At 47.2% G+C, this 24,817-nt stretch carries 27 protein-coding genes; all 27 read left to right on the forward strand.

Annotated elements, in window-relative coordinates:
- Positions 1–51 precede the first annotated feature (51 nt).
- The 27 genes from ACUYLD_RS00735 to ACUYLD_RS00865 all read left to right on the forward strand — a co-directional run bounded on the left by ACUYLD_RS00735 (position 52) and on the right by ACUYLD_RS00865 (position 24,806).
- Positions 52–1,020: a hypothetical protein gene (locus ACUYLD_RS00735; protein ID WP_446674235.1), complete on the forward strand. Its 969-nt coding sequence runs from the start codon at positions 52–54 to the stop codon at positions 1,018–1,020.
- A gap of 10 nt (positions 1,021–1,030) precedes the next feature.
- Positions 1,031–1,249, forward strand: a complete 219-nt coding sequence (locus ACUYLD_RS00740) for a hypothetical protein (RefSeq protein ID WP_446674236.1) — start codon at positions 1,031–1,033, stop codon at positions 1,247–1,249.
- A gap of 2 nt (positions 1,250–1,251) precedes the next feature.
- A complete protein-coding gene (locus ACUYLD_RS00745) occupies positions 1,252–2,718 on the forward strand; it encodes a phage tail sheath family protein (RefSeq protein WP_134903949.1) in 1,467 nt (488 codons plus the stop codon).
- Positions 2,719–2,840: 122 nt separating this feature from the next.
- Positions 2,841–3,248, forward strand: coding sequence for a phage tail tube protein (locus ACUYLD_RS00750; RefSeq protein WP_007429163.1), 408 nt, complete (start codon positions 2,841–2,843; stop codon positions 3,246–3,248).
- Positions 3,249–3,324: 76 nt separating this feature from the next.
- On the forward strand, positions 3,325–3,759 hold the full coding sequence (locus ACUYLD_RS00755) for a phage tail assembly chaperone (protein ID WP_007429164.1): 435 nt from the start codon (positions 3,325–3,327) through the stop codon (positions 3,757–3,759).
- Between the two features lie 23 nt (positions 3,760–3,782).
- Positions 3,783–3,911: a hypothetical protein gene (locus tag ACUYLD_RS00760; protein WP_446674237.1), complete on the forward strand. Its 129-nt coding sequence runs from the start codon at positions 3,783–3,785 to the stop codon at positions 3,909–3,911.
- Positions 3,912–3,931: 20 nt separating this feature from the next.
- On the forward strand, positions 3,932–5,812 hold the full coding sequence (locus ACUYLD_RS00765) for a transcriptional regulator (protein ID WP_322159447.1): 1,881 nt from the start codon (positions 3,932–3,934) through the stop codon (positions 5,810–5,812).
- Between the two features lie 16 nt (positions 5,813–5,828).
- A complete protein-coding gene (locus ACUYLD_RS00770; protein ID WP_446674238.1) occupies positions 5,829–6,473 on the forward strand; it encodes a LysM peptidoglycan-binding domain-containing protein in 645 nt (214 codons plus the stop codon).
- Positions 6,470–7,447, forward strand: a complete 978-nt coding sequence (locus tag ACUYLD_RS00775) for an XkdQ/YqbQ family protein (protein WP_446674239.1) — start codon at positions 6,470–6,472, stop codon at positions 7,445–7,447. The genes ACUYLD_RS00770 and ACUYLD_RS00775 overlap by 4 nt, the downstream gene beginning before the upstream one ends.
- Positions 7,440–7,847, forward strand: a complete 408-nt coding sequence (locus tag ACUYLD_RS00780) for a hypothetical protein (RefSeq protein WP_254350949.1) — start codon at positions 7,440–7,442, stop codon at positions 7,845–7,847. Before ACUYLD_RS00775 ends, ACUYLD_RS00780 begins: the two co-directional genes overlap by 8 nt.
- Entirely contained in the window at positions 7,840–8,304 is a 465-nt protein-coding gene (locus ACUYLD_RS00785) for a contractile injection system sheath initiator (RefSeq protein ID WP_254326557.1), read from the forward strand. The genes ACUYLD_RS00780 and ACUYLD_RS00785 overlap by 8 nt, the downstream gene beginning before the upstream one ends.
- Positions 8,304–9,455, forward strand: a complete 1,152-nt coding sequence (locus tag ACUYLD_RS00790) for a baseplate J/gp47 family protein (RefSeq protein WP_446674240.1) — start codon at positions 8,304–8,306, stop codon at positions 9,453–9,455. Before ACUYLD_RS00785 ends, ACUYLD_RS00790 begins: the two co-directional genes overlap by 1 nt.
- Positions 9,448–10,122, forward strand: coding sequence for a YmfQ family protein (locus tag ACUYLD_RS00795; protein WP_069291309.1), 675 nt, complete (start codon positions 9,448–9,450; stop codon positions 10,120–10,122). Before ACUYLD_RS00790 ends, ACUYLD_RS00795 begins: the two co-directional genes overlap by 8 nt.
- Before the next feature lies 1 nt (position 10,123).
- Positions 10,124–12,715, forward strand: coding sequence for a hypothetical protein (locus tag ACUYLD_RS00800; RefSeq protein ID WP_446674241.1), 2,592 nt, complete (start codon positions 10,124–10,126; stop codon positions 12,713–12,715).
- Between the two features lie 12 nt (positions 12,716–12,727).
- Positions 12,728–13,339 (forward strand): hypothetical protein, encoded by a 612-nt coding sequence (locus tag ACUYLD_RS00805; RefSeq protein ID WP_250267646.1) that lies wholly within the window; start codon positions 12,728–12,730, stop codon positions 13,337–13,339.
- A 61-nt stretch (positions 13,340–13,400) separates the two neighbouring features.
- Positions 13,401–13,667, forward strand: a complete 267-nt coding sequence (locus ACUYLD_RS00810; protein ID WP_446674242.1) for a hypothetical protein — start codon at positions 13,401–13,403, stop codon at positions 13,665–13,667.
- 41 nt (positions 13,668–13,708) lie between these two features.
- Positions 13,709–13,840 carry a hypothetical protein gene (locus ACUYLD_RS00815; protein ID WP_446674243.1) on the forward strand — a complete coding sequence of 44 codons (132 nt, stop codon included), beginning with the start codon at positions 13,709–13,711 and terminating at the stop codon, positions 13,838–13,840.
- 52 nt (positions 13,841–13,892) lie between these two features.
- Positions 13,893–14,660, forward strand: coding sequence for a putative phage tail protein (locus ACUYLD_RS00820; RefSeq protein ID WP_446674563.1), 768 nt, complete (start codon positions 13,893–13,895; stop codon positions 14,658–14,660).
- A 42-nt stretch (positions 14,661–14,702) separates the two neighbouring features.
- Positions 14,703–15,092 carry a phage tail-collar fiber domain-containing protein gene (locus ACUYLD_RS00825; RefSeq protein ID WP_061830296.1) on the forward strand — a complete coding sequence of 130 codons (390 nt, stop codon included), beginning with the start codon at positions 14,703–14,705 and terminating at the stop codon, positions 15,090–15,092.
- Positions 15,093–15,106: 14 nt separating this feature from the next.
- On the forward strand, positions 15,107–15,985 hold the full coding sequence (locus ACUYLD_RS00830; RefSeq protein WP_446674244.1) for a tail fiber protein: 879 nt from the start codon (positions 15,107–15,109) through the stop codon (positions 15,983–15,985).
- Positions 15,986–16,096: 111 nt separating this feature from the next.
- Positions 16,097–16,543 (forward strand): phage holin family protein, encoded by a 447-nt coding sequence (locus ACUYLD_RS00835; RefSeq protein ID WP_040101929.1) that lies wholly within the window; start codon positions 16,097–16,099, stop codon positions 16,541–16,543.
- A 158-nt stretch (positions 16,544–16,701) separates the two neighbouring features.
- Positions 16,702–17,667 (forward strand): glycoside hydrolase family 25 protein, encoded by a 966-nt coding sequence (locus ACUYLD_RS00840; RefSeq protein ID WP_061830294.1) that lies wholly within the window; start codon positions 16,702–16,704, stop codon positions 17,665–17,667.
- 842 nt (positions 17,668–18,509) lie between these two features.
- Positions 18,510–20,165, forward strand: a complete 1,656-nt coding sequence (locus tag ACUYLD_RS00845; RefSeq protein ID WP_446674245.1) for an ABC transporter substrate-binding protein — start codon at positions 18,510–18,512, stop codon at positions 20,163–20,165.
- Positions 20,166–20,194: 29 nt separating this feature from the next.
- Positions 20,195–21,199 carry an ABC transporter permease gene (locus tag ACUYLD_RS00850; protein ID WP_069291317.1) on the forward strand — a complete coding sequence of 335 codons (1,005 nt, stop codon included), beginning with the start codon at positions 20,195–20,197 and terminating at the stop codon, positions 21,197–21,199.
- A gap of 35 nt (positions 21,200–21,234) precedes the next feature.
- Entirely contained in the window at positions 21,235–22,146 is a 912-nt protein-coding gene (gene nikC / locus ACUYLD_RS00855; protein ID WP_103048940.1) for a nickel transporter permease, read from the forward strand.
- A 230-nt stretch (positions 22,147–22,376) separates the two neighbouring features.
- Positions 22,377–23,792, forward strand: coding sequence for a deoxyguanosinetriphosphate triphosphohydrolase family protein (locus ACUYLD_RS00860; protein WP_061830290.1), 1,416 nt, complete (start codon positions 22,377–22,379; stop codon positions 23,790–23,792).
- A 69-nt stretch (positions 23,793–23,861) separates the two neighbouring features.
- The gene (locus tag ACUYLD_RS00865; protein ID WP_446674564.1) at positions 23,862–24,806 is read left to right on the forward strand and encodes an MsnO8 family LLM class oxidoreductase; all 945 of its coding nucleotides are present in this window, start codon (positions 23,862–23,864) and stop codon (positions 24,804–24,806) included.
- The last annotated feature ends 11 nt before the right edge of the window (positions 24,807–24,817 follow it).

Consider the following 24,817-nt stretch of genomic DNA (forward strand, 5'->3'; position numbering starts at 1 on the left):
ATTCGTTGAATAGAAAGGAGGAGTCGTGTTGCCTAAGCAAGGGATGCTGCAATGCATGAGCACGAGGCTACGCCGGCTGAAAACACGGAAGTGGAAAAAAGCCTGGCTGAACAGCCACAACATGCGAACGCAGGGGACGCAAAGGTGGCATGCCGCAGGATGAGACAAGCCTTTAAGCAAAAGCTCATTGAAATTATTCCAGCGCTGCAAGGGCGTGTATACGATGTTCAGCCACCGTCGCAGACGGCAGAGGAGCCGTATGCTGTTATGGCGCTGGGCGAGGAGATCTGGAAGTCTTCCTGGGCCGGCTATCGGCAGGTTATTCGCATCAAGCTGTACGCAGGACAAGCCGGACTGGCGCAGGCTGATGTATGGGCAAATGCCCTGATTGCCGGACTGCACCGGGAATCGGTGACAGGCGAAGGTGAGGACACGTCGGCTTTTACCGCGCACTATTTGGGCGTGCGGGATGCAGAAAAGCTGGACACTGTTACGGGGAAGGCCTATAGAACGCTGCGTTTTGGCGTGTATGTGCCTGAAACGGAAAGTGGTTCGGCCACTACAGCAAGCGGTGCTGCACAGCCGGAAGAGTGGCTGGCCGCGCTGGTCCGCTGGACGCAGAAGCAACTGGGCGAAACGTGGTCGGTATACGCCAACGCATGGCCCGCACAGCCGGGGCGGCAAGCGGTACTATGGCGGATGAGCGGCTGCGAAACTAGGATGGCGGGAGCCTCCATGTATGAGCTGCGCAAACGGTTCATCGGGCATATTACCGCCCCGGACACCACTGAAGAAAACCGCGCAGCTTCCGCACTGATCGAGGGCTTTGCCGCTCAAATCCAGCTTCCTCTGGATCAGGACAAAGGCCGTTATATGTCTACAGCTGAAGCTTCAGCCGATTTGCAGGCGGATGCCATTTTAGACGGTCAGCTTCGGCTGACGCTGGTACAGCGGCGTATGCGCCCAGCTGAGGAAGCGGCGTTGATTCGCAGAGTGGAAATTCATCCTATTTTGAAATGAGGTGGTCCGAGTGACCTTGGAAAACCATGAGAAGGCCCTGGTATATGCCGGGCAGGAAGCAAGTGGCCCTCGCTATACGCTGGAGGAGCTAAAGGAGCACGCAGAACAATTGTTTTCCGTGAAAGAAGAAGTGCTGGCAGGCGCCTTTTTTGGCACACAGGACAAGCTGTTTACGGTAGCAGAAGCACACACTAAAATCGAACAATTTATGAAAGCGAAGGTGGACTAATTATGGCAGGCGGAACATGGGAAAACACGAATAAACCGGTATTGCCGGGTTTGTATATGAATTTTCAGGCAGCAGCAGCTTCAGCAATTCAAGGTGGGTCGCGTGGTACGGTCGTTGTGCCCGTTAAGGCGAATTGGGGCCCAGTACGTGAGTTTGTAGAGATCGGCAGTGAAACGGCAATTAGTCAAATCTTTTCGGGTGACAGTCTGGACGGGGCGACCGCGTATTCGACGCTGTATCTGGCTCTGCTGGGCGGTCCGAAAAAGCTGTTAGCTTACCGTTTGGCAGATGATACAGCTGCTGAAGCATCTGTGACGCTGAAAAGCGGCGGTGAGACCCCAGCGGATGTGCTGCGCCTGAAGGCTTTGTATACAGGTAGCCGTGGTAATGGTTTTGCTGTAACTGTACAGCCAACTTTGGGTGATGAGCAAGCACGTGAGGTGCGCCTTTATGAAGGAACCAAGCTGCTCGGTACGTACAAAGGCAGTGACGGTACGGCTGCCTCCATTGCCAAGGCCATGAACGAGAACAGCGAAAACGTATGGGTGAAGGCTGAGGTTGTCGGCGACGGCGGCATTCCGGTGGATGTCAGCGGCGTACACCTCACTGGCGGCAACAGCGGCAATAGCAAGCTGGTTAATGCCGATTACATCGCGATGCAGGAGGCGCTTGAAGGACAGGAATTTAATGTCTTGGCCCTGGATTATGCAGCTGATCTGGCATTGCTGCAAAGCTTCGCGGCCTGGATCAAGCGTGTTCGCAACGAAGGTAAAGGCGTAATCGCTGTATTCGGCGGTTCTGCGGCAGATGATGTGTCCAAAACAGCCGTCAGCGTGGCCTCTGCACGTTCCCTGGCACTGAACCATGAAGGCATCGTAAACGTCGGTACAGGCGTACGTCTGGCAGGTACGGACTACAGTTCTGCCCAAACGGCTGCTTATGTAGCCGGACTGATCGCAGGCCAACGTCTGAATCAATCGGCAACGTATGCGGTTACGCCTTTTGAGGATGTAACCCGCCGCTGGACACGTTCCGAGCAGGAGCAGGCTGTCCGTAATGGTGTCTTCCTGCTGTTCTTCGACGGACGTCAGGTCAAAGCGCTGCGTGGGATTAACAGCTTGGTAAACCCGTCTGCCGGACAAAATAACGCATGGAAGAAAATCCGTTCCATCCGTGTCATGGACGCTATTAATGCTGACTTGCAGCGTGCAGCCGAAGAGACTTACATTGGCAAAATCAACAACACGGTGGAAGGTCGTCTGGCGCTTATCGGTGCAATCAAAGAATACCTGGCACAGCTGTCGCTGAGCAACGTCATCGAAGCAGATGGCTACGATGTCATTCTCGACCCGGCTTACTACGGCGATGCACCAGTCATCAAACCGGAGCCGGATCAAGTGTTCCTGCAATGGAACGTGAAGCTCACCGACGTGATGGAGCAACTGTTCGGCACATTTTACGTGCAATAAATAAGCATTTTACGTGTATAAGCATTTCGCAGGCAATCAGTAGAAATGAAGTAGCTTGTTAACAACGAGGATTTTATGAAATCCCGAACTATATTATGGATTATTTTGAGGAGGAAAAAGAAATGTTGGATGCTTCAAGAGTCATTTTAGGTACGTATGGTCAGGCGCATGTGGACGGGGTGTGGCAGACGAATATCAATAAGCTGGAAGCCAGCGTGGAGATGGAAAAACGCGAGCTGAATCTCGTGGGCAACGAGTGGAAGGTACACAAGCGCGGTATCAAAAAGGGAACGGGAACGATGAGTGGCTACAAGGTTACGTCCGATATGATTCGTCGCGGTTTTAACCGTTTTGAGATTATTACTAAATTGGATGATCCAGAAGCCTTCGGACATGAAAGTATTCGTCTCATTCGTTGCACTCCTGACAAAATCCAACTGGCCAACTGGACAGCAGGTGAAGAAGTACAGGAAGAAACGACCTTCACCTTTGAAGGCTATGAGCTGCTAGATCCGATTGTAGCAAACTAAATTGGAAAACGGGGGATGGGATGCTGTGAGGCGTTCCGTTCCCCAAATACAAATAAACAATAAGGGAGAATGACTTATGAGCTTGAATGAGAATATGACAGAAGAACAAATTTTGGACAGTCTGTTTGAGGCCGCTGAAAAACTACCGGAGGAAACGGTTCGTATCAAGCGCCTTGATATGAAAATTGTGCTGCACGGCCTGACCTCCAGCAAGGTGGACAGCATTCGTGAGCGCTGCACGATTCGCCGAACCGTGAAGGGGGCAGTAGATGAGAAGGTAGATACTGAAACGTTCAACGCCTTGTTGATTTCGGAAGCTACCGGCAAGCTGGAAGTGAAAGGCTTGTCCCTTAACGGTTGGGGCGATCCCCGGATTACAAGCCGCTTGAAGCTGTCCGGTGGCGAACAGTCTGTCCGCCGTATGCTGCTGGCGGGTGAACTGGACGCAGTAGGGGATAAGGTGCTAGAACTGTCCGGTTTTGGCGTTGAGATTGCTGATCTAAAAAACTAATCAGCTCCGGGGGAATGACGACGATGCTGTACCACTTGTGGGTCCGGCACCACCTCCGCCCCGGAGACTTTTGGCGGCTTTCCCGCGGTGAGCGTATGCTGCTGCTGGCGTTTGCCGAAGAAGAGCTAGATGCTTTAGCAGATAATATGTAGTAGTTAAAGGAGGTGTAGGTGTGGATGATATTTTGGATATAAGAAGTTTAAGTAGAGTTAATAAAGAATTAAAATCTATGGATCGATACTTTGAGAGTATCCAGAAGCGGACAAGGAATTTTGGGTTTAGTAGTTTTCAAAGACAAAAGGTAGTTATTGACCAAACTACGGAGTCAGTTAAGCGACTTTCTAATGCGTTGAGTAATTTAACTTCACGTTTATATAAAATAAATCGCCTGACCCAAAATTTATCTGGAATTAAGATTGCTGTTAAATGTTCATGTTCCAAGGATTGCTCGAAATGTAAATCAACAACTTGCGGCAAGCTTGGCAAATCTAACGGATTTAACCATTCTTTGATCAAGCAGCAAAACAAAATTATTACCCAACAAAAAATGCAGAACAAGGGTGGATTTAACAATTATGCAACTTCTGGTTTGCCTTTAGGATCTATGATATCCAGCGTTCTTGGTAAATCTCAAATCTCTCAAAGTGCAGCGAGTAAAAATAATGAAAAACAGAAGATTGTTTTAATAAAACCTGTTATGGATCTTATGAATTTCTTTAAGTTTTTTAGTAAACCTAAAGATTTTTTAGAGATGATTGCAAAAGTATCTAAGGCTTATAAGGCTATTACTGCATCACAAATAGCTTCAATGCCCTTAAAGTTGCGGAACGCCAAGAATAGCATTGATAGTATTCTAAATACAATAAAATCGTCCTCTCTATATACACAAGCAGCTTCTATGTTTTCCAGTACTCCTTCTTGGCTAAAAACAGGATTAAAAGGTGCAGCGAAATATGGAGGAAAAGCTATTGGCTTTGCTGATATTGGTTTTGATATAAGTGAAATTCTTAATGCTAAGGGAGAAGAAAAATATAAACTGATTGGGAAATTAGTTGCAGGAAAAACCGGAAATATTTTAGGAAAATCCTTTGGTATGCAACTCGGTTCAAAAGTTCCCTATGCCGGAGTTGTGTTAGCTCCTGTCCTTGGTTATATATTTGGAGAAATAGGTGAAAAATTGTTTGAGCCGTTAGGGGAGAAAGGAATGGAGAAAGTTTGGTATGCCAAAACGCATCTTAAAGGCTGGACAAAATCTTTAAAGGCAGGTATCGATCAGACTACACAAGACTTCAAACAAGGTATGATTGGTTTTAATAATGAAGTAGCTATAAAAGTGAATAACATAAAGGCTGCTACTCCTACAACAATTGATCATTGGAGCAAACAACTCGAAAGCTTCATCGGTAATCAGACGGGGAATCTGATGGGGGGAGTTGACAACTTGACCGAGAAAATATCAAGAAAGGTACCTGCTTCTAATAAAATACTGAATAACGTGAGAGAACCTCTTAAAAATAAGATTAATGGTGCAGGAGATTATTTGAAAAATAATATTCCGGGTCTCAGTGAAGGAATTAAGAGGAAAGTTTATGACATAAGTGAGGGGACTAAAAAATTCTCTAATAAATTCAATAACTTTGTTCAGAAAAACGCTGATCCTTTTAAGGACACAATTAAAAAGGCAACAACAAAAACAAGCGATTTCCTTCAAATGATCTTGGATTCTCCAGAAAAATTGAACTGGGAAATTTTACAGAGTACAGAGAAAACTGCTGCTAAAAAAAGTACACCGAATAAATATTCTCGGAATTTAGTTGCAAGTTCTAGAACATATCGTGCAAATGATAGACACAGAACGGTAGCTGTTCATTCAGTAAAGAACACAAATAGAAATAAATCAAACATGCAAGTGAATATGCCGACAGGTGCAATTCAGGTGGCTGTTGGTGAACGTGTTAATTTTGATGCTTTGGCTTCAGAAGTAGGCAAACGCTTTGTAGCAGGATTCCGTCAAGCTATGGATAACAACAAGACAGCGAGGACGTTAGCGTGAATAGGAGGTGAATAGTATGGAATTTAGTTTGACGGATGGTAAGGGGAAAAAGTTTCAGTTTCCAGTAAACCCTGAGGAAGTGACGATCTCACGGCAAAAGGGATTTGATACAACGACGATTTTATCCTATGGGGAGTTTGACTTTCCGCAAGGAGAGAAGGTGAAGGAAATCTCCTTCTCTTCTTTTTTTCCGAAAGAATACAATCCAGCGTATTGCACATATGAAGATATCCCTGATCCGCAGGAGGCCATGAACACGTTGAATGGCTTTTTGTTATCCAAGAACCCGCTACGTTTTATCATTACGGAGACAGCCGTGAATGTGCCAGTAATTGTGGCGTCTCATAATTCTACCTTTCGCGGCGGCGAGTATGGGGATGTGAATTTTGATCTGTCACTACGGACCTGGAGTGATATGAAAGTTGCCAAAAAAGCTGGCGTCACGGCAAGTAAGGCGGCTGCAGTCAACAAAAAGCCCCGCACAGATATGAAAGAAAAGAAAAAAACATATACGGTTAAGTCCGGGGATTCCTTGTCCAAAATTGCCAAACTGGAGTTGGGGGATAGCTCCCAATGGAGTCGCATTTATCAGCTTAATAAAAAGGTCATTGGACAAAATCCGAATGCAATTAAACCGGGGCAAAAGCTGGTGCTGTCATGAGCTATAAAGTCATTTTACAGGATAAATATGATTTGTCGCCGCTTGTGGAGAACATTAATTTGAGGGATTCGCTGGAGCAAATCGCCTATCAGGGGACGGTCAATCTGGTCGTTACGTCGGATATGCCGCCGATTTCTCCAGGGATGTCGATCCGGGTTAGCGGAATTCCTTATGGTAAAAAAGATTATGTTCCCTTGTTGTCCCCCGCAGTGGTCTGGGAAGTAGAAACCTCTAACAACGGGCTCAAACGTATGACGCTGACGTTATATGACCGTACGGTGTATTTGGACAAGTCCGAAGATGAATATTTACTTCCTGCCAAGCAGACGGCTACTCAGCGTTTTCAGAAGTATGCTAGGGACTGGAAGCTGAAAATCGCTTCATTGCCAGATACGAAAAAAACGCTAGGACGCGCCGTATACCGCACACAGTCCATCTATTCTATGATGCTGGGAGATCTGCGCGAAACGGCAAAGGCGGGGGGAAAGCTGTATCATCCACGGATGATTTCTTCCGGCTTGGAGCTGTACGAGCTGGGAACGAACAAAGATGTGTATGCTCTGGAGAGAGTCACGGATACAACTCAATCCCGTACGCTGGAAGGTGCGGCCACAAGAGTGAAGGTACTGGCTACGGCTGCCAGTGAATCAGGCAATGAGGTACCGTCCAAGGTGATGGCGCTTGAGGAGAAGGACATTGCCAAATATGGGACACTTCAGGTGATCGTACAGGATGACGAAGTCAAGTCTGGTGCAGCAGCACGTGAGTTGGCCAAAAGTAAGCTGAGAGGCATACAGCAAACGATATCAGTAAATGCACCGGACATGAACACGATCCGAGCAGGAGACGCGGTAATGTTAGGCTCCATAAAGTTATTGGTCATTTCGGTGAGCAGGGAATTAGGTAACCCCGGCAGTATGTCGCTGGAGCTCGGAACGTATGACGATGTGAAAAGGAGGTTTTACCTTGAATAAGGACCCCTATGGGCATTTGGCTACTGCGCTGCAATCTTCATTTCATAAGCATACCAAGCAAGCACTGAGTGGGGTAGGCGCGGTACTAGGAACGATCACCTCCACGGGACTCAAGCTGGACGATTTTAAACATGAGCTTCAGGATTATTTGGTCGCCGAGCTACCGGGGCTGCTGTCTGTACCACGTCATATGTATAAAGGCACCTCAACCGCAGTGGAATCGGAAAATTGGGAAGGCAAAGAGCTGAAAACTTCCTTTTATATCGGGGAAGACGAGCTGGAGGATGTGAATCTACGTTTGAACGAAGGTCTTAAGCCCGGAGATCGTGTACTTGCGGTTCGGGTGAATAGCGGTAACGATGTAGTTGTTGTGTGCAAGGTGGTGAGTGGACGTGGCTAATTTATTTCCCGAAACAGATGATATGATCTGGACAGACATGGATATGACCGACCCGGATGTACTGGAGGATAACCGCGCAGTATTTGGGCGAAGCTGGCGGTTTGATTTTGAAGCTGGAGAGTTTGTTATGAGCCCTAGCCGTAAAATCGTGACTACAGGCGAGAAAGAAGCCTGGGTACAATGGTGTGAAAAAGCGATTCGCACTCCTCGCTATCGGCATGTGATCTATTCACCTGACTATGGTAGCGAGCTGGAGGAGCTGATTGGCAGCAGCTATGGGCACGGTGTGCAGGAAAGTGAAATTAAACGCATGGTCACGGAGGCGTTACTAGCAGATGCACGTACGGCTAGTGTGGATCAATTCACGTTTCGCTGGGAAGGTGAGGCGTGCCATTTTAGCTGCCAGATTACGAACGTGCGAGATGAAACGGAAATTGTGGAAAGTGTGGTGATCTAATGGCAGACTTGCCGGAATATTTGGTAGACCAGACGGAAGAGGGAATTTTAAATCGGATGCTGGAAAAAGTGCCTTCGGACATGGATAAGTCCGAGGGCTCTTTTATTTGGGATGCGCAGGCGCCAGTGGCTTTTATGCTATCCGAAGCGGCAATTTGGGCGCAGGAGCTGCTGCGACGTGGCTTTGCCAGCACGGCAGCCAGCGATAATCCGGATTTTCGCTCGCCGGAGCTGGATTTGCGGACAGCAGAGCATGGGGTGACACGGCGAGAAGCGGTTGCCGCTTCAGGTATGGTCACGTTCACGGGCACAGCGGGAACGACTGTCCCGGCGGGAACCTTGGTGGCGACCCCGGCAGATGATGTATCCGGGGAAGCTTCCATTGAATATGCGACCACGGCATCGGTCACGCTGGATGAACAAGGTGCCGGGGAAGCAGCTATTCGGGCGGTCAATCCCGGGCGTAGCGGCAATGTGCCTGCGGGTGTCATCCAAGTGATGGCAACCCCGGTTAGCGGGGTCGCCTCTGTGATCAATACGGAGGAAACAAAAAGCGGTACAGACGTTGAGAGCGACCAGCTGTTGCTGGAGCGTTTTTATGCCAAGGTGCGGAACCAGGGCGCAAGCGGCAACAAGGCGCAGTATACCCAGTGGGCGAATGAAATTGCTGGAGTGGGTGGCGTAGAAGTTGTTCCGCTCTGGAAAGGGCCAGGAACAGTGGGGTTATATGTACTGGATACGGACAAACGAGCAGCCAGCCCGGATATCGTGGCTGCGGTGCAAAAGTATATTGATCCGACGCAGGATGGGCAAGGAGAAGGGCTGGCACCAGCGGGTCCTGTGGTGACGATCATGCCAGCGACAGAAGTGGAAATTAACATCTCAGTCAAGGTACAGCGTACCAAAGAGAAGCCGTCCACATTGGATGAAATCAAAAAGCTGATCGAAAGCGGTGTGCGGACGTATTTGAAGCAGCTTGCTTTTTACAAGGAAGACCCGTTGGTACGTTACACCCGGATTTCTGCTGTGCTGCTGGACATTCCGATTATTATTGATTTCTCTGAACTGAAAATCAATGGACAGAGCAATCAGAATATTGAGATTGGATCAGGTCAGGTGGCAGTGCTGGGGACGGTGAGCGTCAGTGAGTAACAATGGAACGAACAGCTTTGAAGATTTATTGAATAACCCAGACCAGGGAAAACGTGCAAACCGTAGTGACACTTTTGTTAATCGGGTAACTATAGAGGGAGATACAGTGGGCCAAATGAGCAGCGAGCGGGGACGCGAGCTGCTTTCCTATTTGCCTGCCTATTATGAAACCTCACGTGTGATGCGTTCCGATATGGATGCTAAAGGAAGCGAATTGGACGCCTTGTATCTTGCAATGGATGCAACGGTGGGACAGTTTTTTGTACGTACCGCCACATGGGGGTTGGAACGCTGGGAAATGGAGCTGGGGATCGAAACCGACCTGGCGAAGCCATTGGACCAACGGCGTGCTGTGGTGGAATCGAAGCTGCGAGGGGCAGGAACCTTTTCCGGCCGGCTTGTCAAAAATGTAGCTGAAGCGTACGACGGAGGCACGGTAGATGTCACTTTTCATCCCGCCGAATGGGGATTTACGGTCAAATTTATCGATACCATTGGGATTCCGCCCAACGTGGAAGACCTTAAAGCAGCCATCGAGGAGATCAAGCCCGCTCATATGGCGGTGGAGTACAAATTACGCTACCTGACCATTGCTGAAGTTGAGTCTATGACCCTCTATGAAATTGAACATACAACCCAGGATAGATATTTAGGAGGTGGCGCATAGCATGGCAAGCGAAAAGACACCAAATCTTGGCTTAAATCAAATTGACCGCACATCGCCCAAAACCACGTATTTTGACCTGGAGAAGTATTTGGATCAAAACTGGCGCGCTGTAGACGATTTCGCAGGTGACGTGAATGATGGTGTGAATGAGATCAAGAAGCGTCTGGATACGACGGAGCGTAAGGCGGTGACTCTCGAACCCGGGGTGCAAATTGTTCATGCGGAAAAGGCATCGCCGTTTTCGCTGACGGGGATGAGCGGGCGTACGTTGGTGAATTTGTTGGGAAGATGGGGGAATTTGAGTAGCTTAAGGGTGGTAACACCGTATCAAGCTGATATAGCGCTAGATACTTTGAATAAAGGGACAATGCCTAATTCGTTAAAAGTAACGATCAAGCCTGGATATACCGTTGGAGTGGGGTTTTATAGTAATTTTAAATTTTTAGCTGGGAAATACTATGTTGCAATTGTAAGAGCTAAAGTAGGTAACGCTATAGATGCAGGAATCTCGGCTCCGAATGCTCTGGTAGAATCGAAAGTTGTAGTTACGGATAAGACTAACTTTGCTACGGCTTGGTTTAGGCTGGCACCTACCAGCGATATTATTACTAACATAGATTTGGTAACACAGGGTACTGTAGGACAGTATTCTTATTTTGAGGCTGCGCGTATCTATGAGATTTCTGCAGCAGAATATGCAGCATTAGCAACGATGACCGACGATCAAATTGACAACAAATATCCTTATGTAGATAGTGTAATGCCTGTGCGTAATCCATACGCGGTCCGGTACGGGGAGAATTTGGCCCCACACTCTTTTTATTCTTGGGACGCTACGGTCGGAACACCTCTTATTAAAGATAATCGAAATGTTGTTGTTTCTTCTTCGAATATAATGATATCTTCCATCTACCCATTAGTTCCGGGTCAGGCTTACACGGTTTCCGCTCAGTCGAGTGGAGCAACGGGTAGAATACATGTAAATATGCAAAACGAGACTGCGGTTATCGGTAATGTAACAGGTAGTGGAATTATATCTTATACATTCACAGTTCCGGCAGGTACTAAAGGTGTAGTGATCCGCTTGTTGGGCACATCCACTGCCGAAGTAACGATTTCAGACTTTATGTTCAACATCGGCAGTATTGCCAAACCATTCAAGCAGCATGAAGACTCCATGCTGGCACTGCAAACAGACCTGTACGCCGATCCAGTTACAGGGGCTAATGCTGATACAGTGTTTGAACGTGATGGGCAATATTATAAAAGCAAACGTTGGCACAGTATGACGCTTGACGGCTCGCTACCCTGGGGTTACTTCGATTCAGCCGCAGGCTACAAAGTTGTGCGGATACCTGCCACTAATGGAATGGTTGACAGTGAGAGGATAACAAAGTTTGACGGTAAGTTGGTTCAGCATGTTTTCCCGTTAAGCGGGCCGGATCAATCCCACCTTAGCCCAGAATCTGGTGTTGTGGGTCTGTCCATTTCTAGCGCAGACAGTGGATGGGGAGATAACTACACACCTACAACAGACGAAATAAAGGCGTATTTTATGGGCTGGAAGATGTATTTGGCTGGTCAAGGAGACGTTAGTAAGCCGTTTAACAATGAGGCAGTAGGGAAGGCGTGGTGTCCGCTTGATTCTATCTACGATTCGAACGGGACCGCAGCAACGCTGTACGTAACTACTTTGCCGACAACAGCGATAACATCCTTGTCGTACGTAAGATATGGAAATTGGTCGGCATACCAACTCGTATACAAACTCGCAACGCCTACAGCAGAGCCTATCATATCCGAAGGGCAACTAACGTTCGTTGCGGGAGACAATCAGGTTGAAGTAGGTACGGGAATTGTGTTGCGCGAGCCTGCCGACGTATTTATGGAGACAGGAACTATGTTCGGCAACAGGATGAACATAAATAACGCCAGCTTTAGCGCGCGCTTGCTCAGGAACAGGTCTATACAACCGTTGACGGTATACAAAGATGGGGTCTTAGACACAAGATGGACTAAGGGCGTCGGATGGATCACGAGTGCAGGTACGTTATCGCAACTTTTGAATGCATCGGATAGCGACAGAGTATCGGCCTACAGTGTCACGTACTTTATGGTTGGTCTCTCACCCGTTGTGCCGTTCACAGGAATCTACGCAGCTAACGAAAAGACACTGCTGTTGGATTTGATAGACTGTGTGCAACAAGCAAATTTGCGCCTGTCTGTGGTGGAGAACAAAAAGGCGGACAAGGATAGCCCTTCCTGGATTACACCCACGTTGCTTAATGGCGTTACAGCAGAAACATCCTCAGTGGATATGTGGCCTCAGTACCTTAAAATGTCAGATAATCTTATTAAGATGCACGGGTCAATAAAGGTACCGACTTCTAATGCAACCGTTACATGTTTTAGGTTGCCGGAAGGATACAGGCCAAAAATACTAACGGTATTAACCTGCGCAGCATCTGATGCGGTGTCCGCTGACAAAACTGCCGTAATTGCAATATCCTCTGACGGACGTGTTGAAGTAGTAGGCAGAGGGGGCTATGGTTGGATACGTTTAGATGCCGTTCAATTTATAGCAGAAGTTTAAGGAGGATAATATATGAAAGCAGTACCTAAAGTAAATACAGATGGCCTCTATCTGGAGGACAAGCTAGTGGACGATGCCTTTTCGGGTATCGTCCCTTTTTATGCTCCATCTTCACTCATACTATCTGACACAGACCAGCAACAAGACATCTATATGCGTACTACCGATAAATCGAGTGCCATTGATGAAGAGAATACAGAAACCAGCCCTGCTGGCTATACGGTTGGTATTCCAGTTCCACCGGGCTTATATCATCCTCTGTTTGATATTCAAGGCTGGTTGACCTATGAAGCAGAATATAACGAAACTCTGATTGAGGCACAAAAGAAGTACGAGAAAATTAGTAAGGAATCGCAAGCTTCATTTCAGAAGTTGCATGTTGAATGGCAAAACAAGCTGGAAAACGAACGTGGAGACGAACCTATATATTCTGCTCCGGCTTTTTCGACTCCAGAACGAAGAGACCCGACGACATTTTGGAGTGAAGGATTGAGTGAGGAAGCGATTAAGGAACTGACACAAAAAGCAGAGCAACAACCAAGTGAGACAGATCAATTGAAGCAGCGTATTGCAGATCTCGAAGTAACGCTGACCCAGCTCATGCTTGGTAACACAGGAAAATAACCATGTACTGACTCCTGTTTAGACGCAAAATTCTTATTTAAAAAGAGGTGAAGTCATAACTATGACTGCTTTAACAGAGACTCAATTACGTATTTGTGCTTATGCTTGTGTTACCCGCTATGATAGGGGAGAAGGTAATATAGCAGCTATCATTGGAAGCTACGCTTTAGATGAAAAACAACGTAAACAAGTGAAGGGAATGATTTTATCTCAGCGTTCTGATCTGGTTTTGGATAACGTAGAGGAAACGTCATCTATGGAGGTTTCCAGTGCACAGCGAGAACCGGTTAAATGGTATAGCTCTATTTTTCGTAAAAAAACGGTATAGAGCAGAGAGCAAAAATGCCTGTACTCAAAGGAGGAGCGAGCATGTATGGAAGAACGGATCTGATTATAATGGGTTTCTCCAAGCTGAAAATGAACAGACAAAGCAATCCTTTTATAACGATTCAATTCGGTCAGGAGGTAGAACTGGGGATGGTGAGTATGGATGGATATTGACGAAAAAAAAGAATCTGTTATCCAAGATGTAACGGATGATTTTAGTAAACGAATGTTCAGTTCGCGGGGACCGGAGCTATTTTCCTATCTTCCTGCCTATTACGAAGCATCCCGTGTTATGCACGTCGATATGGATGCAAAGGGTAGCGAACTAGATGCTCTATACCTTGCGCTAGATGACACGTTAGCCCAGTTTTTTGTTCGCTCCGCCACTTGGGGGCTTGAACGCTGGGAAATGGAGTTGAGTATCCCGATCCATTTGGAAAAGCCGCTGGAACAGAGGCGATCCGTTGTGGAGTCAAAACTTCGTGGGAGTGGCAAATTTTCAGGGGATTTAATACGGAAAATCATGAGCTCATTTGGTGTCGATGGGGAAGTAGATTTTTATCCGGCTGAGTACAAGTTTGGTATAAACTTTGAAAATAGAATCCCTGAAAATATGATTGATTTCAAAAAGATCATCGAGGATATTAAGCCTGCTCATCTTGCTTTTTATATGAATAACAAAACTAGGCTTGCATTTCTTCATGAGAATGAAATGGTTTATCGTATTCGATTACGTTCAAGAGTTCGCTTTTTTGGTGGGAAGCCATGGTATTTAGATGGTGTCGAGTTACTGAACGGAATAGCTTCTTTGTCCGGGTGGACAGAGGAACCTATGCGCTATTTGAACCGTTCGAAATTTGTCTTCAAGCATCGAGTGGATCATCATCAGGAAGGCAGAATGAAAATTCGAGACCATTATTGGAAGTTAGATGGAAGTATGGAGCTGGACGGTAGTCAGATGTTAAGCTCAACCGAGAAAGTTATTTCAATCTAAACCAATATAACTTTTATTTTTAAAATAGAAAGGATGGTAAGTATGGCAGAACAAGTTTTGACAGTCACGACTGCATATGCAAGGGAACAAATGGCTCGTGCCCGCGCTGAGGGAGGAACGCTGACAAAAGTAGTGAAAATGTCGTTTGGTAGCGGAGGTGTGGATCAAGCAGGGAAGCCACTGCCTTTGGATGGAACAGAACAGGTGTTGAAAAAGGAACTGGTTCAAAAGGATATTACGAGCTTTGAATTTATTGCTCCTGCAACAATTCGATATACTTGCTCACTGGCAGAAAATGAATTGGCGGGTGAGACGATTAATGAGCTGGCTTTGGTAGATTCAGCGGGGAAGCTGACGGCTATCCGTACAATGAGCAATAAGATCAAGGATAGTGATATGGAATTTGTTTTTGAAATTGATGACATCTATTAAGGAGGATAAAAAGTATGAGCATACAACAACCACGCAGATTTGTTACTACCGACCAAGGACATGCGGACGTCCTGAATGGACCGATTGATACCCTTTATGCTAACGATCAGGAATTGGCCGCACAGGTTGAAAATATCAAAAAGGACCCGGCTGGGAACGGTGTTGCTTCCAAGGAAGCGTTGGACAATCACGCCAGCAATACAGACCTCCATGTTACAGTAGCCAAGCAAGCAGCATGGAGTGCAGCAGAGGGGAATGCCAAGAAGTATACAGATCAGTACGCTGCTCCTAAGCAACATAGTCATCTAGCATCGGATTTGCCTTCAGCATCAACACAGGCGAGGGGGATTGTGCAGCTTAATACATCTACCGGAAGCACAGCCATAGATCAGGCAGCTACTCCGAGCGCGGTAAAGGCAGCTAATGATCGAGCGAATGAAGCTTACAGTCGGGCAGACCAGGCTTTTACGCAAGCCAGTGATCTTAAATCAAAGGTCGCTAACGCTATCACTGGCAAAGGCGGCAGCGCCAACTCTGGTATGACCGGAGATCAGTTAGCGGAAGCAATAAGTGGATTATCTACCAAAAAATCTGCAAGCGGGAATTTTAATGGTCAGGTATCCGCAACATCTACGAATCCCTTGTTATCGTTAGCAGTCTCAGGATTGTCGTTTACACCTAGCATTGTATTGGTTAACATATCAATTTCCAGTAGTACTAGTGATTATAACGGTTATATTAGCAATCTTGCAGGTATTCGCACTTATAGAGGTGCAGATGCTTCTGTTTCTTATTCAGGAGTACCGGGTGGGTTTAATCTTAATATCAGTGCAACCGTTTATATATCTAACAATGTTAAAATACAAGCTTATCAATGGTATGCTTTCGAATAAGGACAGAGCTAAGTAACAACTAAATGATGCCACACAGAGCGTGTTTTTTTATGCCCTTGGATCAGTCCAAGGGCATTCATTTTACACCTAGGTTCAAAAGGGGGAACAAACATGCATGAAAAGATCGATCAGATTTGGCTGGGGTTTTCCACGGGGACCTTGATCGGTTATTTTTTTGGGGGGTGGACCACAATGTTGACGTTGCTGTGGTGGATGGTCGTGATCGACTTTTTCACCGGATGGGCAGCGGCCTGGATTAATGGGGAACTAAAAAGCCGCCAGGGGTATTACGGTATTTTTCGCAAGGTTACCGTGTTTTTGCTCATTACGGTAGCTCATCTAATCGACGGTATTCTCGGGGATGCACATTACTTCCGGGATGCCGTCGTTTTCTTTTATTTAGCGAACGAGCTGTTGTCCATTATTGAAAATGTGGGCAGAATGGGAGTGCCGATGCCGGATATTTTGCGGAATGCGGTAGCTATTTTTGAGTCCAAGTCGAGTGGAGAAAAAATAAAGCCAACCGACCCTTCCGACAAAGAAAATAAAGCTTCATAAAAGTGCCACCAGTGGCCACTACAAAATAGGCAGACTACCTTTTTGCCCTTTTTTCGGTGTAAGAGTGGAAAAGCCCAGACCGTATGGATGGTCCAAGCATATGGATAACAGAGACAGAGTGAGCTACAACATTATGAATGATAAGGAGGGAACGCCTTATGCAGAATCGCAGCCCTAACGCTGCCGAAGGCATTGACGTGTCCCGATATCAGGGAACGATTGATTGGAAACGTGTACGAGCCGATGGTAAATCGTTTGCATTTATTAAAGCGAGTCAAGGACAGCGTTACGTCGATCCGACATTTATCACGAATGCAAAAGGGATCAAGGCAGCCGGGGTTCTGTTGGGAGCTTACCATTTTGTAGATGCAACCACTGTAAATGCAGCAAAAGCGGAAGCCAGGCATTTCGCCGAGGTGCTGGATCAGGTGGGTGGTGCGAAAGCGCTGGACTTGCCAGCGGTGATGGATTATGAAAATAATCCGGGAGGGCTTAGCTCGGCCGCGATTCATGAGATTGCGCTGGCATTTGTAACGGAATTTGAACGGGTAAGCGGCCGCAAGCTGATGGTATATACAGGGAATGCTTTTGCTGCCCATTTCAAAGCGCCATTGGATAGTTATAAGCTGTGGATTGCACGTTATAGTACACGGGTGCCCGGCGACACCACAGCATGGAAGAACTGGGACTTTTGGCAATACAGCGATAGTGGACGGGTTGATGGAATTCAAGGGCCGGTTGACCTGAATGTATACGCCGGAACAGAGGCCGAGCTACGCCAAGCATTTGCAGGAGAAGAGGGGGATGAGCCAATGACAGCAGAGGAAAAAGCGGCATTTAAGGCCCTGCAGCAGCAGGTTGTCGCTCTTGAAAACAGCAAAGATGTGCTCAAGCAGACGTTGAATGAACAAAGCGCATATATTAAAAAGGTGGATCAGCGGGTAGCTGAATTGGAGGGGCGTCAGGCTATGCCTGTACCGACCTGGGCGAAGGAAGCGATGGCTGCCGCTGTTGCATTTAATCCGGCAAGCCCGATTGTGGATGCGAAACTGCCAAGCAGTTACGATTTTTATCGCTTACTGGTCGTACTGAACCGTCTGGGTGTGTTTAAAAAAAATAAATGATCTTTTGCAAATCTTATGCCCGGAAGGGATTATTTTCATGTGAACCAAGCCATACACCTGAAACGTAAATTGACAGGCGGTTCAAAGGCAGCCGCCTGCACTTATTGTAAAGTAATGTTCTACATGATTTTTACATAAGCTGAACTCGAACGCTTTAAAAGTGTGAATCATTGGGTGAAAATGCAGCATGTCTACCAGCCCGATCGAGCTGTAAAGGCCCCTGTCTGTTTGTTTATTTCAGAACATACCTGGGAATTAGGATATAAAGGATGGGAATTGTATTGTAAGGGGGAAATGTTCACGCATAAAGTGCCTGGAGATCATTTCTCTATCGTAAAAGGAGCCCAAGCCGTGACTGTAGGTTTGGTGCTGAATACATTTTTGAGGTAAGATCATGCTCCTGCTTGGAGGTTGAAGACCCCAAGCAGGAGTATTTATTTGATATGATTGTGTAAATTGGTTTGTAATATTAATTGACATGATGTATAAAAACATATGGTAATGTATGAAAAACCCCCTTGTCTGCTTCCAGATTTTATAGTAAAGTATCCAATAATCAACTTTGTTTGAGCATAATATTCACTATTTGTGAGTATATATCACACTTTCACCACGACCTGACATACTCCTCTTTCTATTTATTACATCACATCTATTCATTACCCTACAGCATCTCTTACACCACTAGATTATGAACACTTCTGTCCTACTACACCTATTTGATGAACTCGGAATTTGGGACCACAGCTTGAGGACAAGCTTGTCATGTCAATCTAAAGGAATTGGCATTCATCCGGTATCAACGAATTAACAATATATAAGGTGTGAAAGGGGTTTGCTGCATGAGCAAAAAGTATGCAAAACACAAAATCTGGACCGTTCTGCTGGTGCTTGCGCTAGGAGCTGTTTTGACGCTTTCCGGTTGTGGGGGATCAGGTGAAGGAGCAAAGCCAGAGGCAGGGAAAACACCAAGCGGAGCAGGAGAGGGCGTGCAGGACACGCTCATTTATGGACGCGGCGGAGATTCCGTGGCGCTAGATCCTGCCATTGTGACTGAAAGCGAGTCGCTAAAAATCGGAATGCAAGTGTTCGACACACTGCTGGAATATAAGGAAAATACAACGGAGATCCAACCAGGGCTTGCAGAGAGCTGGGAAGTATCACCGGATGGACTGGTCTATACGTTCAAGCTGCGTCAGGGTGTGAAATTCCATGACGGAAGTGACTTTAACGCAGAAGCGGTTGTGTTTAACTTTGACCGCTGGGCTGATCCGAAAAGTCCATACAAATTTGAAGGTGACTCGTTTGACTATTATGATTCTATGTTCGGTCCTGAAGGAAGTAGGGTGATTAAGGAGGTTAAAGCGGTAGATGCGAACAGCGTCCAGTTTACACTAAACAAGCCGCAGGCGCCGTTTTTACAAAATATCGCTATGCCATCCTTTAGTATTTCAAGTCCCAAGGCTATTCAGGAGAAAAAGGCTGATTTCAAGAGTAATCCGGTCGGCACGGGGCCTTTTGTATTTAAGGAATGGAAACGGAACGATACCATCACGCTGGAGAAGAATCCAAACTATTGGAAAGAGGGGCAGCCGAAGCTGGCTAAGATCATTGTTCGCTCCATACCCGACAATACCGCACGATTTAATGCTCTGCAAAACGGGGAAATTGACCTGATGGAGGATTTGAACCCGGATGATGCAAAGCAGTTAGACGGCAATAGCGATTTGGTGAAAATTGAACGTCCCTCCTTTAATGTGGCGTACATTGGCTTTAATTTAAAGAAAAAAACATTCAATAATCCCAAGGTGCGGCAGGCACTGAATCACGCAGTGAACAAGCAGGCTATTATTGATGCATTGTTTGCAGGGCAGGCTAAGCCTGCGGTCAATCCGATGCCACCTACGTTATGGGGGTACAACGATAGTATTCAGGATTACGCCTATGATCTGGATAAGGCTAAATCTTTGCTGGCGGAAGCGGGCTTTCCTAACGGGCTTCCCGAGCCTTTAACCTTCTATGCAATGCCCGTATCTCGTCCTTATATGCCTGACGGCAAAAAGGTGGCAGAGGCCATTCAAGCCGATTTTGAAAAAATAGGCGTCAAAGTAAACATCCAATCCCCGGAATGGGCTACGTATCTGGATGATGTTAAGGCGGGGAAAAAGGATGATCTGTATATGCTGGGATGGAACGGGGATAATGGTGACCCGGATAATTTCCTTTATACATTGCTGGACAAGGATACGATTCCAGGCAATAACCGTAGTTTTTATGTGAATGAGGAACTCCACAAAATATTGGTGAAGGCGCAGGTTGAGGTCGATCAGGACAAGCGTGCGGAAATGTATAAGGAAGCACAAGTGATTATTAAACAGGATGCGCCGTGGATTCCATTGGTTCACAGCACACCGCTGATGGCAGGTAAAGCGAATCTCAAGGGTTTTGTACCTTCTCCGGCAGGTATTGAAGCGTACGGAAATATTTATTTTGAATAGCCCAAACGCAAGCAGGCGGTGAATAGGATATGAACTCATATATTGTAAAAAGACTGGCCATATTGATTCCTGTATTACTGGGCATGACGCTCATCGTTTTTTCCATTATTCATGCCATTCCGGGAGATCCGGCGGAAACCATACTGGGAGATAAGGCTACGGAACAGTCCAAGCAGGCGCTACGTGAGCAATTGGGGCTGAATAAGCCGTGGTTACAGCAATATGGGACCTATTTAGGTGAGCTGGCACAAGGGGACTTGGGCGATTCCATTCGCACCAAGCAGCCGATTGCCCGGGAAATGGTCCCTTATCTGGCGGCTACACTGGAGTTGACAGTAGCAAGCATGTTTTTTGCCGTTGTAGTCGGAATGAATGCCGGCATCGTGAGTGCCTGGAAGCGAAATTCCTGGTTTGACTATGTGAGCATGGTCATTGCACTGGTCGGGGTATCGATGCCGATTTTTTGGCTGGGCTTGATGGAGCAGTGGATCTTTGCAAATAAACTGCATTGGCTTCCTTCCATCGGACGCATGAATTCCCGTGATCCGGTGGAAGCTGTGACACATTTAGCCGTGATTGATGCGTTCATAGGTGGGCGTATGGATCAGGTATGGACCGTCATCAAGCATTTGATCCTGCCCAGTATCGCACTTGGAACGATTCCAATGGCGGTCATTGCGCGCATTACTCGTTCCAGCATGCTGGAGGTTATGGATGCGGACTATATCCGTACGGCTCGGGCGAAGGGGCTGGCATCTTTTCAAGTTGTGTACAAACATGCGCTTAAAAATGCTGCGATCCCCGTACTTACTGTCATCGGTCTTCAGACTGGATCACTACTGGGAGGCGCGGTACTGACAGAAACCATTTTTGCCTGGCCTGGCATCGGACGGTACATTTTTGAAGCGATCAGCTCGCGTGACTATCCGGTTATTCAAAGCGGAATTCTGATCATAGCGTTCCTGTTCGTCATCATTAATCTGATTGTCGATTTGCTGTACGCGGTGCTCGACCGGCGTATCCGTTATCAGTAATCAAGTCGTCAATTGTTCAAGGGGGAGCTTGTCCGATGTCACAATTTTCAATGGAACCCAACAACATACCGACGACACGCAGCACATTGGCGCATTTGCCTGTCGTGACTGGCCCTTGGAGAGACGCATGGAGGGCTTTCCGTCACAATAAAATGGCGTTCGTCGGCCTGAGCATTATTATCTTCTTTGTCATCATTGCTTTGATCGCGCCGTGGATTGCTCCTTTTGACTATAAAGAGCAAAACTTGGTGAGCCGTTTGCAGCCTCCTTCTGCGGAGCATTGGTTCGGTACGGATGATCTCGGTCGAGATTTACTGACTCGCACGCTGTATGGAGCCAGAATCTCGTTGTGGGTCGGTTTCTTGTCTGTTATTGGTTCAATGATTGTAGGAACAGCCTTAGGTTTAATCGCAGGATTTTACGGAAAATGGGCAGATATGGCCATTTCGCGGCTATTCGACATTTTACTGGCATTTCCGGGGATTTTGCTGGCCATTGCTATTGTGGCCATTTTAGGGCCTTCATTGGAAAATGCGTTGTACGCCATTGCCATTGTCAATGTGCCAACGTATGGACGGTTAGTTCGCTCTAAGGTGCTGAGTGTCAAAACGGAGGAGTATATCACTTCTGCTAGAGCGCTTGGAGCCAATAATACACGAATCATCCTCCGCTATATTTTGCCTAACAGCCTGACACCAATCATCGTACAGGGAACGTTGGGGATCGGAACGGCCATCATTGAAGCGGCAGCGCTTGGATTTCTGGGCTTGGGTGCACAACCTCCTGAGCCAGAGTGGGGTAAAATGTTGTCCGATTCGCGGCAATATATCCAGAACGCGCCGTGGACAGTTATCTTTCCGGGGATATCTATCATGCTGACCGTATTGGGCTTTAATCTGATGGGGGACGGGTTGCGGGATGTATTGGACCCGAGGGCAAAGCGTTAGAGCAAAAGTGATGAGGTATATAAAGTTGAGTAAAGAGGTGTTTTCTGGCCTGAAGCAAATGGCTGGGGACCACCTTTTTTATATGACACTTTTTGTATTGGAATAGAAAGCACCATCCGACTGCGCAGTGGCGCTAAAAGTAACTTTTACAGCTGAAAGTCATGTGAGCTTTCCTGAGGCGCGAAAAAAATGTATAATCACTCCAATTGAGTACGTAGGGAGTGGGCTTTATGACATGGCAGGACAAGAGAGAGCATCGGCAATTTGCGGAACAGACACGAAGCGACGCTTCACGGGCCGCATATGAACGGGACTACTCCCGTTTGATCCATTCACCGACTTTCCGGCGATTGCAGGGTAAATCACAGGTGTTTGGCGCAGGCACGGGCGATTATTACCGCACACGACTGACGCATTCTTTGGAGGTAGCGCAAATTGCGCGTGAAGCATCACGAAGCTTGCTGCGCCGCCATCCCGAAGTAGAGCTGGAACAGGCAGATAACGCAGGACTGATCATTGACCCGGAGGTGGTAGAATGTGCTTCCATTGCACATGACTTTGGGCATCCACCGTTCGGACACAAGGGAGAAGAGGTGCTGGACGGGATTTTGGATCAACTGATTGAAACAAAGGTAGAAAAGATATCCTCTGCCGGAGGCTTCACACCGGAGTCCAAGCGTGGACAGGAGGCCTATGCGCGTGAGCGACAAATTTATGAGCATTTTGAAGGGAACGCGCACAATTTCCGACTGATTATGTTTTTGGAGAAGCGTGAGAACGTGGATGGTTTGAATTTGTCGGACGCTGTGTTACTGGGGATCAACAAATACCCATACCCGGGGATTCTGAACAAAAAAGGGTTGTACCTGCATGAGTGGGAATACATACGTTCTATCCGCGAGGATTGGGGTATCCCTGATGGTAAAAAGACGCTAGAAGCCCAGCTTATGGACCTGTGCGACGATATCGCTTATTCTGCGCATGATCTGGAGGATGGGATTAAAGCTGGGAAAATCGAGGTGCACGAGCATTTCTTATATGATCCGTATTTAATTCGTCTGATTACGGAGAAAATCACCACGTTGGAGGATAGCTTCTGGCAAGGCTGGCAACTGGCTCAGATTGAGCAGAAGGTAGCGGCTGTGCTGAGCGAATTTTTGAAGGTGTGGAATGGCAAGATGCCGATGTGTGAACACGATTATTCCCGTACTCGCCGTGAAGTGAAGGCATACTGGGTCAGCCTGTTTGTCAGCAGCTTGGGTGTAATTGATGATGGAAATTGGAAAAAGGTAACCTTCGTGCGGGATGGAAGCGAAGATTTGGATATGCTGCGCACTGTGAGTGTGTTGAAAAGCTTTGCTTGGGTTACGATGATCCGCGATCTACGCGTACAGCGACTGCAAAAACGGAGTGAGTGGATGCTCAGACGGCTGTGGCTGGCTTTTCTGGACCCAGAAACGTCGAAATCTATTATTCCAAGCGACTGGCTCCAGCGCTATGAGCGCGACCAAGCCAAGGCGAAACCGATCTGGACATGGGAGCATATGGTCATAGACTATATTGCAGGTATGACCGATGCTTTTGCTGAAAAAATCTATAATGAGTTATACGGTCTGAAGGTGGGTTCCATTTATGATCTGGATTGACCTTTAAATTTCCCCTATATAGTAGAAGGAACTGGTTTGTAATGGATAGCAGGAGGGAGGAATGTGTCTATGCAATCTCGGTCTTTATCTATAAAAAGGTTGAATCTCGGTGTGCTCGATATGGTGCCGTTGCTGCCCGGTAACCGTCCGGAGCAAGCGGTTCAACGAGCTGGTGAACTAGCGAGACAGGCAGAAGCATGGGGATATACACGCTACTGGACCTCGGAGCACCATGATATGGAGGGGCTGGCTTCCTCCAGCCCGGAAGTGCTGCTGTCGCATATCGGGGCGGTGACGAAGACCATTAAACTGGGTGCGGGTGCTATTTTGCTCCCGCATTATAGTCCAGTCAAGGTCGCGGAATGGTTTCATCTACTGGTCGCTCTATATCCTGGCAGAGTCGAATTGGGCCTGGGGAGAGCACCTGGTGGGGGACCTCATGCTTCGATGGCACTGAGCGGTAATTTTCTTCAACATGTGGCGGAGCTGCCACAGACGATGGAAGCTCTATTGGCTTTGCTGGAAGGTACTTACGAATATGAACAGGTGCCTGTGTTTGCCCGGCCGATGCCTGAACAGCCGCCAGCAGTGTGGATGCTAGGTACAAACCGAAAAAGTGCCGAATATGCCGCCCAGTATTCAACAGGCTATGTATTCGGTCAGTTTATGAGTGAACAGCAAACGGAAGAAATGCTAAGCATTTACCGCTCCAGCTTTCAGCCATCCAACCGGATGGACAAGCCACGTACCATGGTGGCTGTAGGAGCAGTATGTGCCTTGACAAATGAACTGGCGCAGCAATGGGCTGTTCAGATTTCATTGGGCGACCCGGCAATGCGAGCCAGCTGGCTAGTGGGAACGCCGTCGGATATTGCCGAACGGTTACGCGGCTTGCAGATTAAATATGATAATGATGAGTTTCTGTTGGTCACACCGATTCCCGATTATGAGCAGCGGCTTCACTCCTACCGTCTAATAGCGGAGGCTGTAAATTCTAGCCTTGATTCCAAATGAAAAGAGATATG

This window comes from Paenibacillus sp. SER-28 (genome assembly GCF_052906305.1).

Bases quoted from the DNA above. Each gene is read 5' to 3' on its own strand.
- ACUYLD_RS00735 (WP_446674235.1), top strand. From the start codon at position 52: ATGCATGAGCACGAGGCTACGCCGGCTGAAAACACGGAAGTGGAAAAA.
- ACUYLD_RS00745 (WP_134903949.1), top strand. From the start codon at position 1,252: ATGGCAGGCGGAACATGGGAAAACACGAATAAACCGGTATTGCCGGGT.
- ACUYLD_RS00750 (WP_007429163.1), top strand. From the start codon at position 2,841: ATGTTGGATGCTTCAAGAGTCATTTTAGGTACGTATGGTCAGGCGCAT.
- ACUYLD_RS00755 (WP_007429164.1), top strand. From the start codon at position 3,325: ATGAGCTTGAATGAGAATATGACAGAAGAACAAATTTTGGACAGTCTG.
- ACUYLD_RS00760 (WP_446674237.1), top strand. From the start codon at position 3,783: ATGCTGTACCACTTGTGGGTCCGGCACCACCTCCGCCCCGGAGACTTT.
- ACUYLD_RS00770 (WP_446674238.1), top strand. From the start codon at position 5,829: ATGGAATTTAGTTTGACGGATGGTAAGGGGAAAAAGTTTCAGTTTCCA.
- ACUYLD_RS00775 (WP_446674239.1), top strand. From the start codon at position 6,470: ATGAGCTATAAAGTCATTTTACAGGATAAATATGATTTGTCGCCGCTT.
- ACUYLD_RS00790 (WP_446674240.1), top strand. From the start codon at position 8,304: ATGGCAGACTTGCCGGAATATTTGGTAGACCAGACGGAAGAGGGAATT.
- ACUYLD_RS00800 (WP_446674241.1), top strand. From the start codon at position 10,124: ATGGCAAGCGAAAAGACACCAAATCTTGGCTTAAATCAAATTGACCGC.
- ACUYLD_RS00805 (WP_250267646.1), top strand. From the start codon at position 12,728: ATGAAAGCAGTACCTAAAGTAAATACAGATGGCCTCTATCTGGAGGAC.
- ACUYLD_RS00810 (WP_446674242.1), top strand. From the start codon at position 13,401: ATGACTGCTTTAACAGAGACTCAATTACGTATTTGTGCTTATGCTTGT.
- ACUYLD_RS00815 (WP_446674243.1), top strand. From the start codon at position 13,709: ATGTATGGAAGAACGGATCTGATTATAATGGGTTTCTCCAAGCTGAAA.
- ACUYLD_RS00820 (WP_446674563.1), top strand. From the start codon at position 13,893: ATGTTCAGTTCGCGGGGACCGGAGCTATTTTCCTATCTTCCTGCCTAT.
- ACUYLD_RS00825 (WP_061830296.1), top strand. From the start codon at position 14,703: ATGGCAGAACAAGTTTTGACAGTCACGACTGCATATGCAAGGGAACAA.
- ACUYLD_RS00830 (WP_446674244.1), top strand. From the start codon at position 15,107: ATGAGCATACAACAACCACGCAGATTTGTTACTACCGACCAAGGACAT.
- ACUYLD_RS00835 (WP_040101929.1), top strand. From the start codon at position 16,097: ATGCATGAAAAGATCGATCAGATTTGGCTGGGGTTTTCCACGGGGACC.
- ACUYLD_RS00840 (WP_061830294.1), top strand. From the start codon at position 16,702: ATGCAGAATCGCAGCCCTAACGCTGCCGAAGGCATTGACGTGTCCCGA.
- ACUYLD_RS00845 (WP_446674245.1), top strand. From the start codon at position 18,510: ATGAGCAAAAAGTATGCAAAACACAAAATCTGGACCGTTCTGCTGGTG.
- ACUYLD_RS00850 (WP_069291317.1), top strand. From the start codon at position 20,195: ATGAACTCATATATTGTAAAAAGACTGGCCATATTGATTCCTGTATTA.
- nikC (WP_103048940.1), top strand. From the start codon at position 21,235: ATGTCACAATTTTCAATGGAACCCAACAACATACCGACGACACGCAGC.
- ACUYLD_RS00860 (WP_061830290.1), top strand. From the start codon at position 22,377: ATGACATGGCAGGACAAGAGAGAGCATCGGCAATTTGCGGAACAGACA.
- ACUYLD_RS00865 (WP_446674564.1), top strand. From the start codon at position 23,862: ATGCAATCTCGGTCTTTATCTATAAAAAGGTTGAATCTCGGTGTGCTC.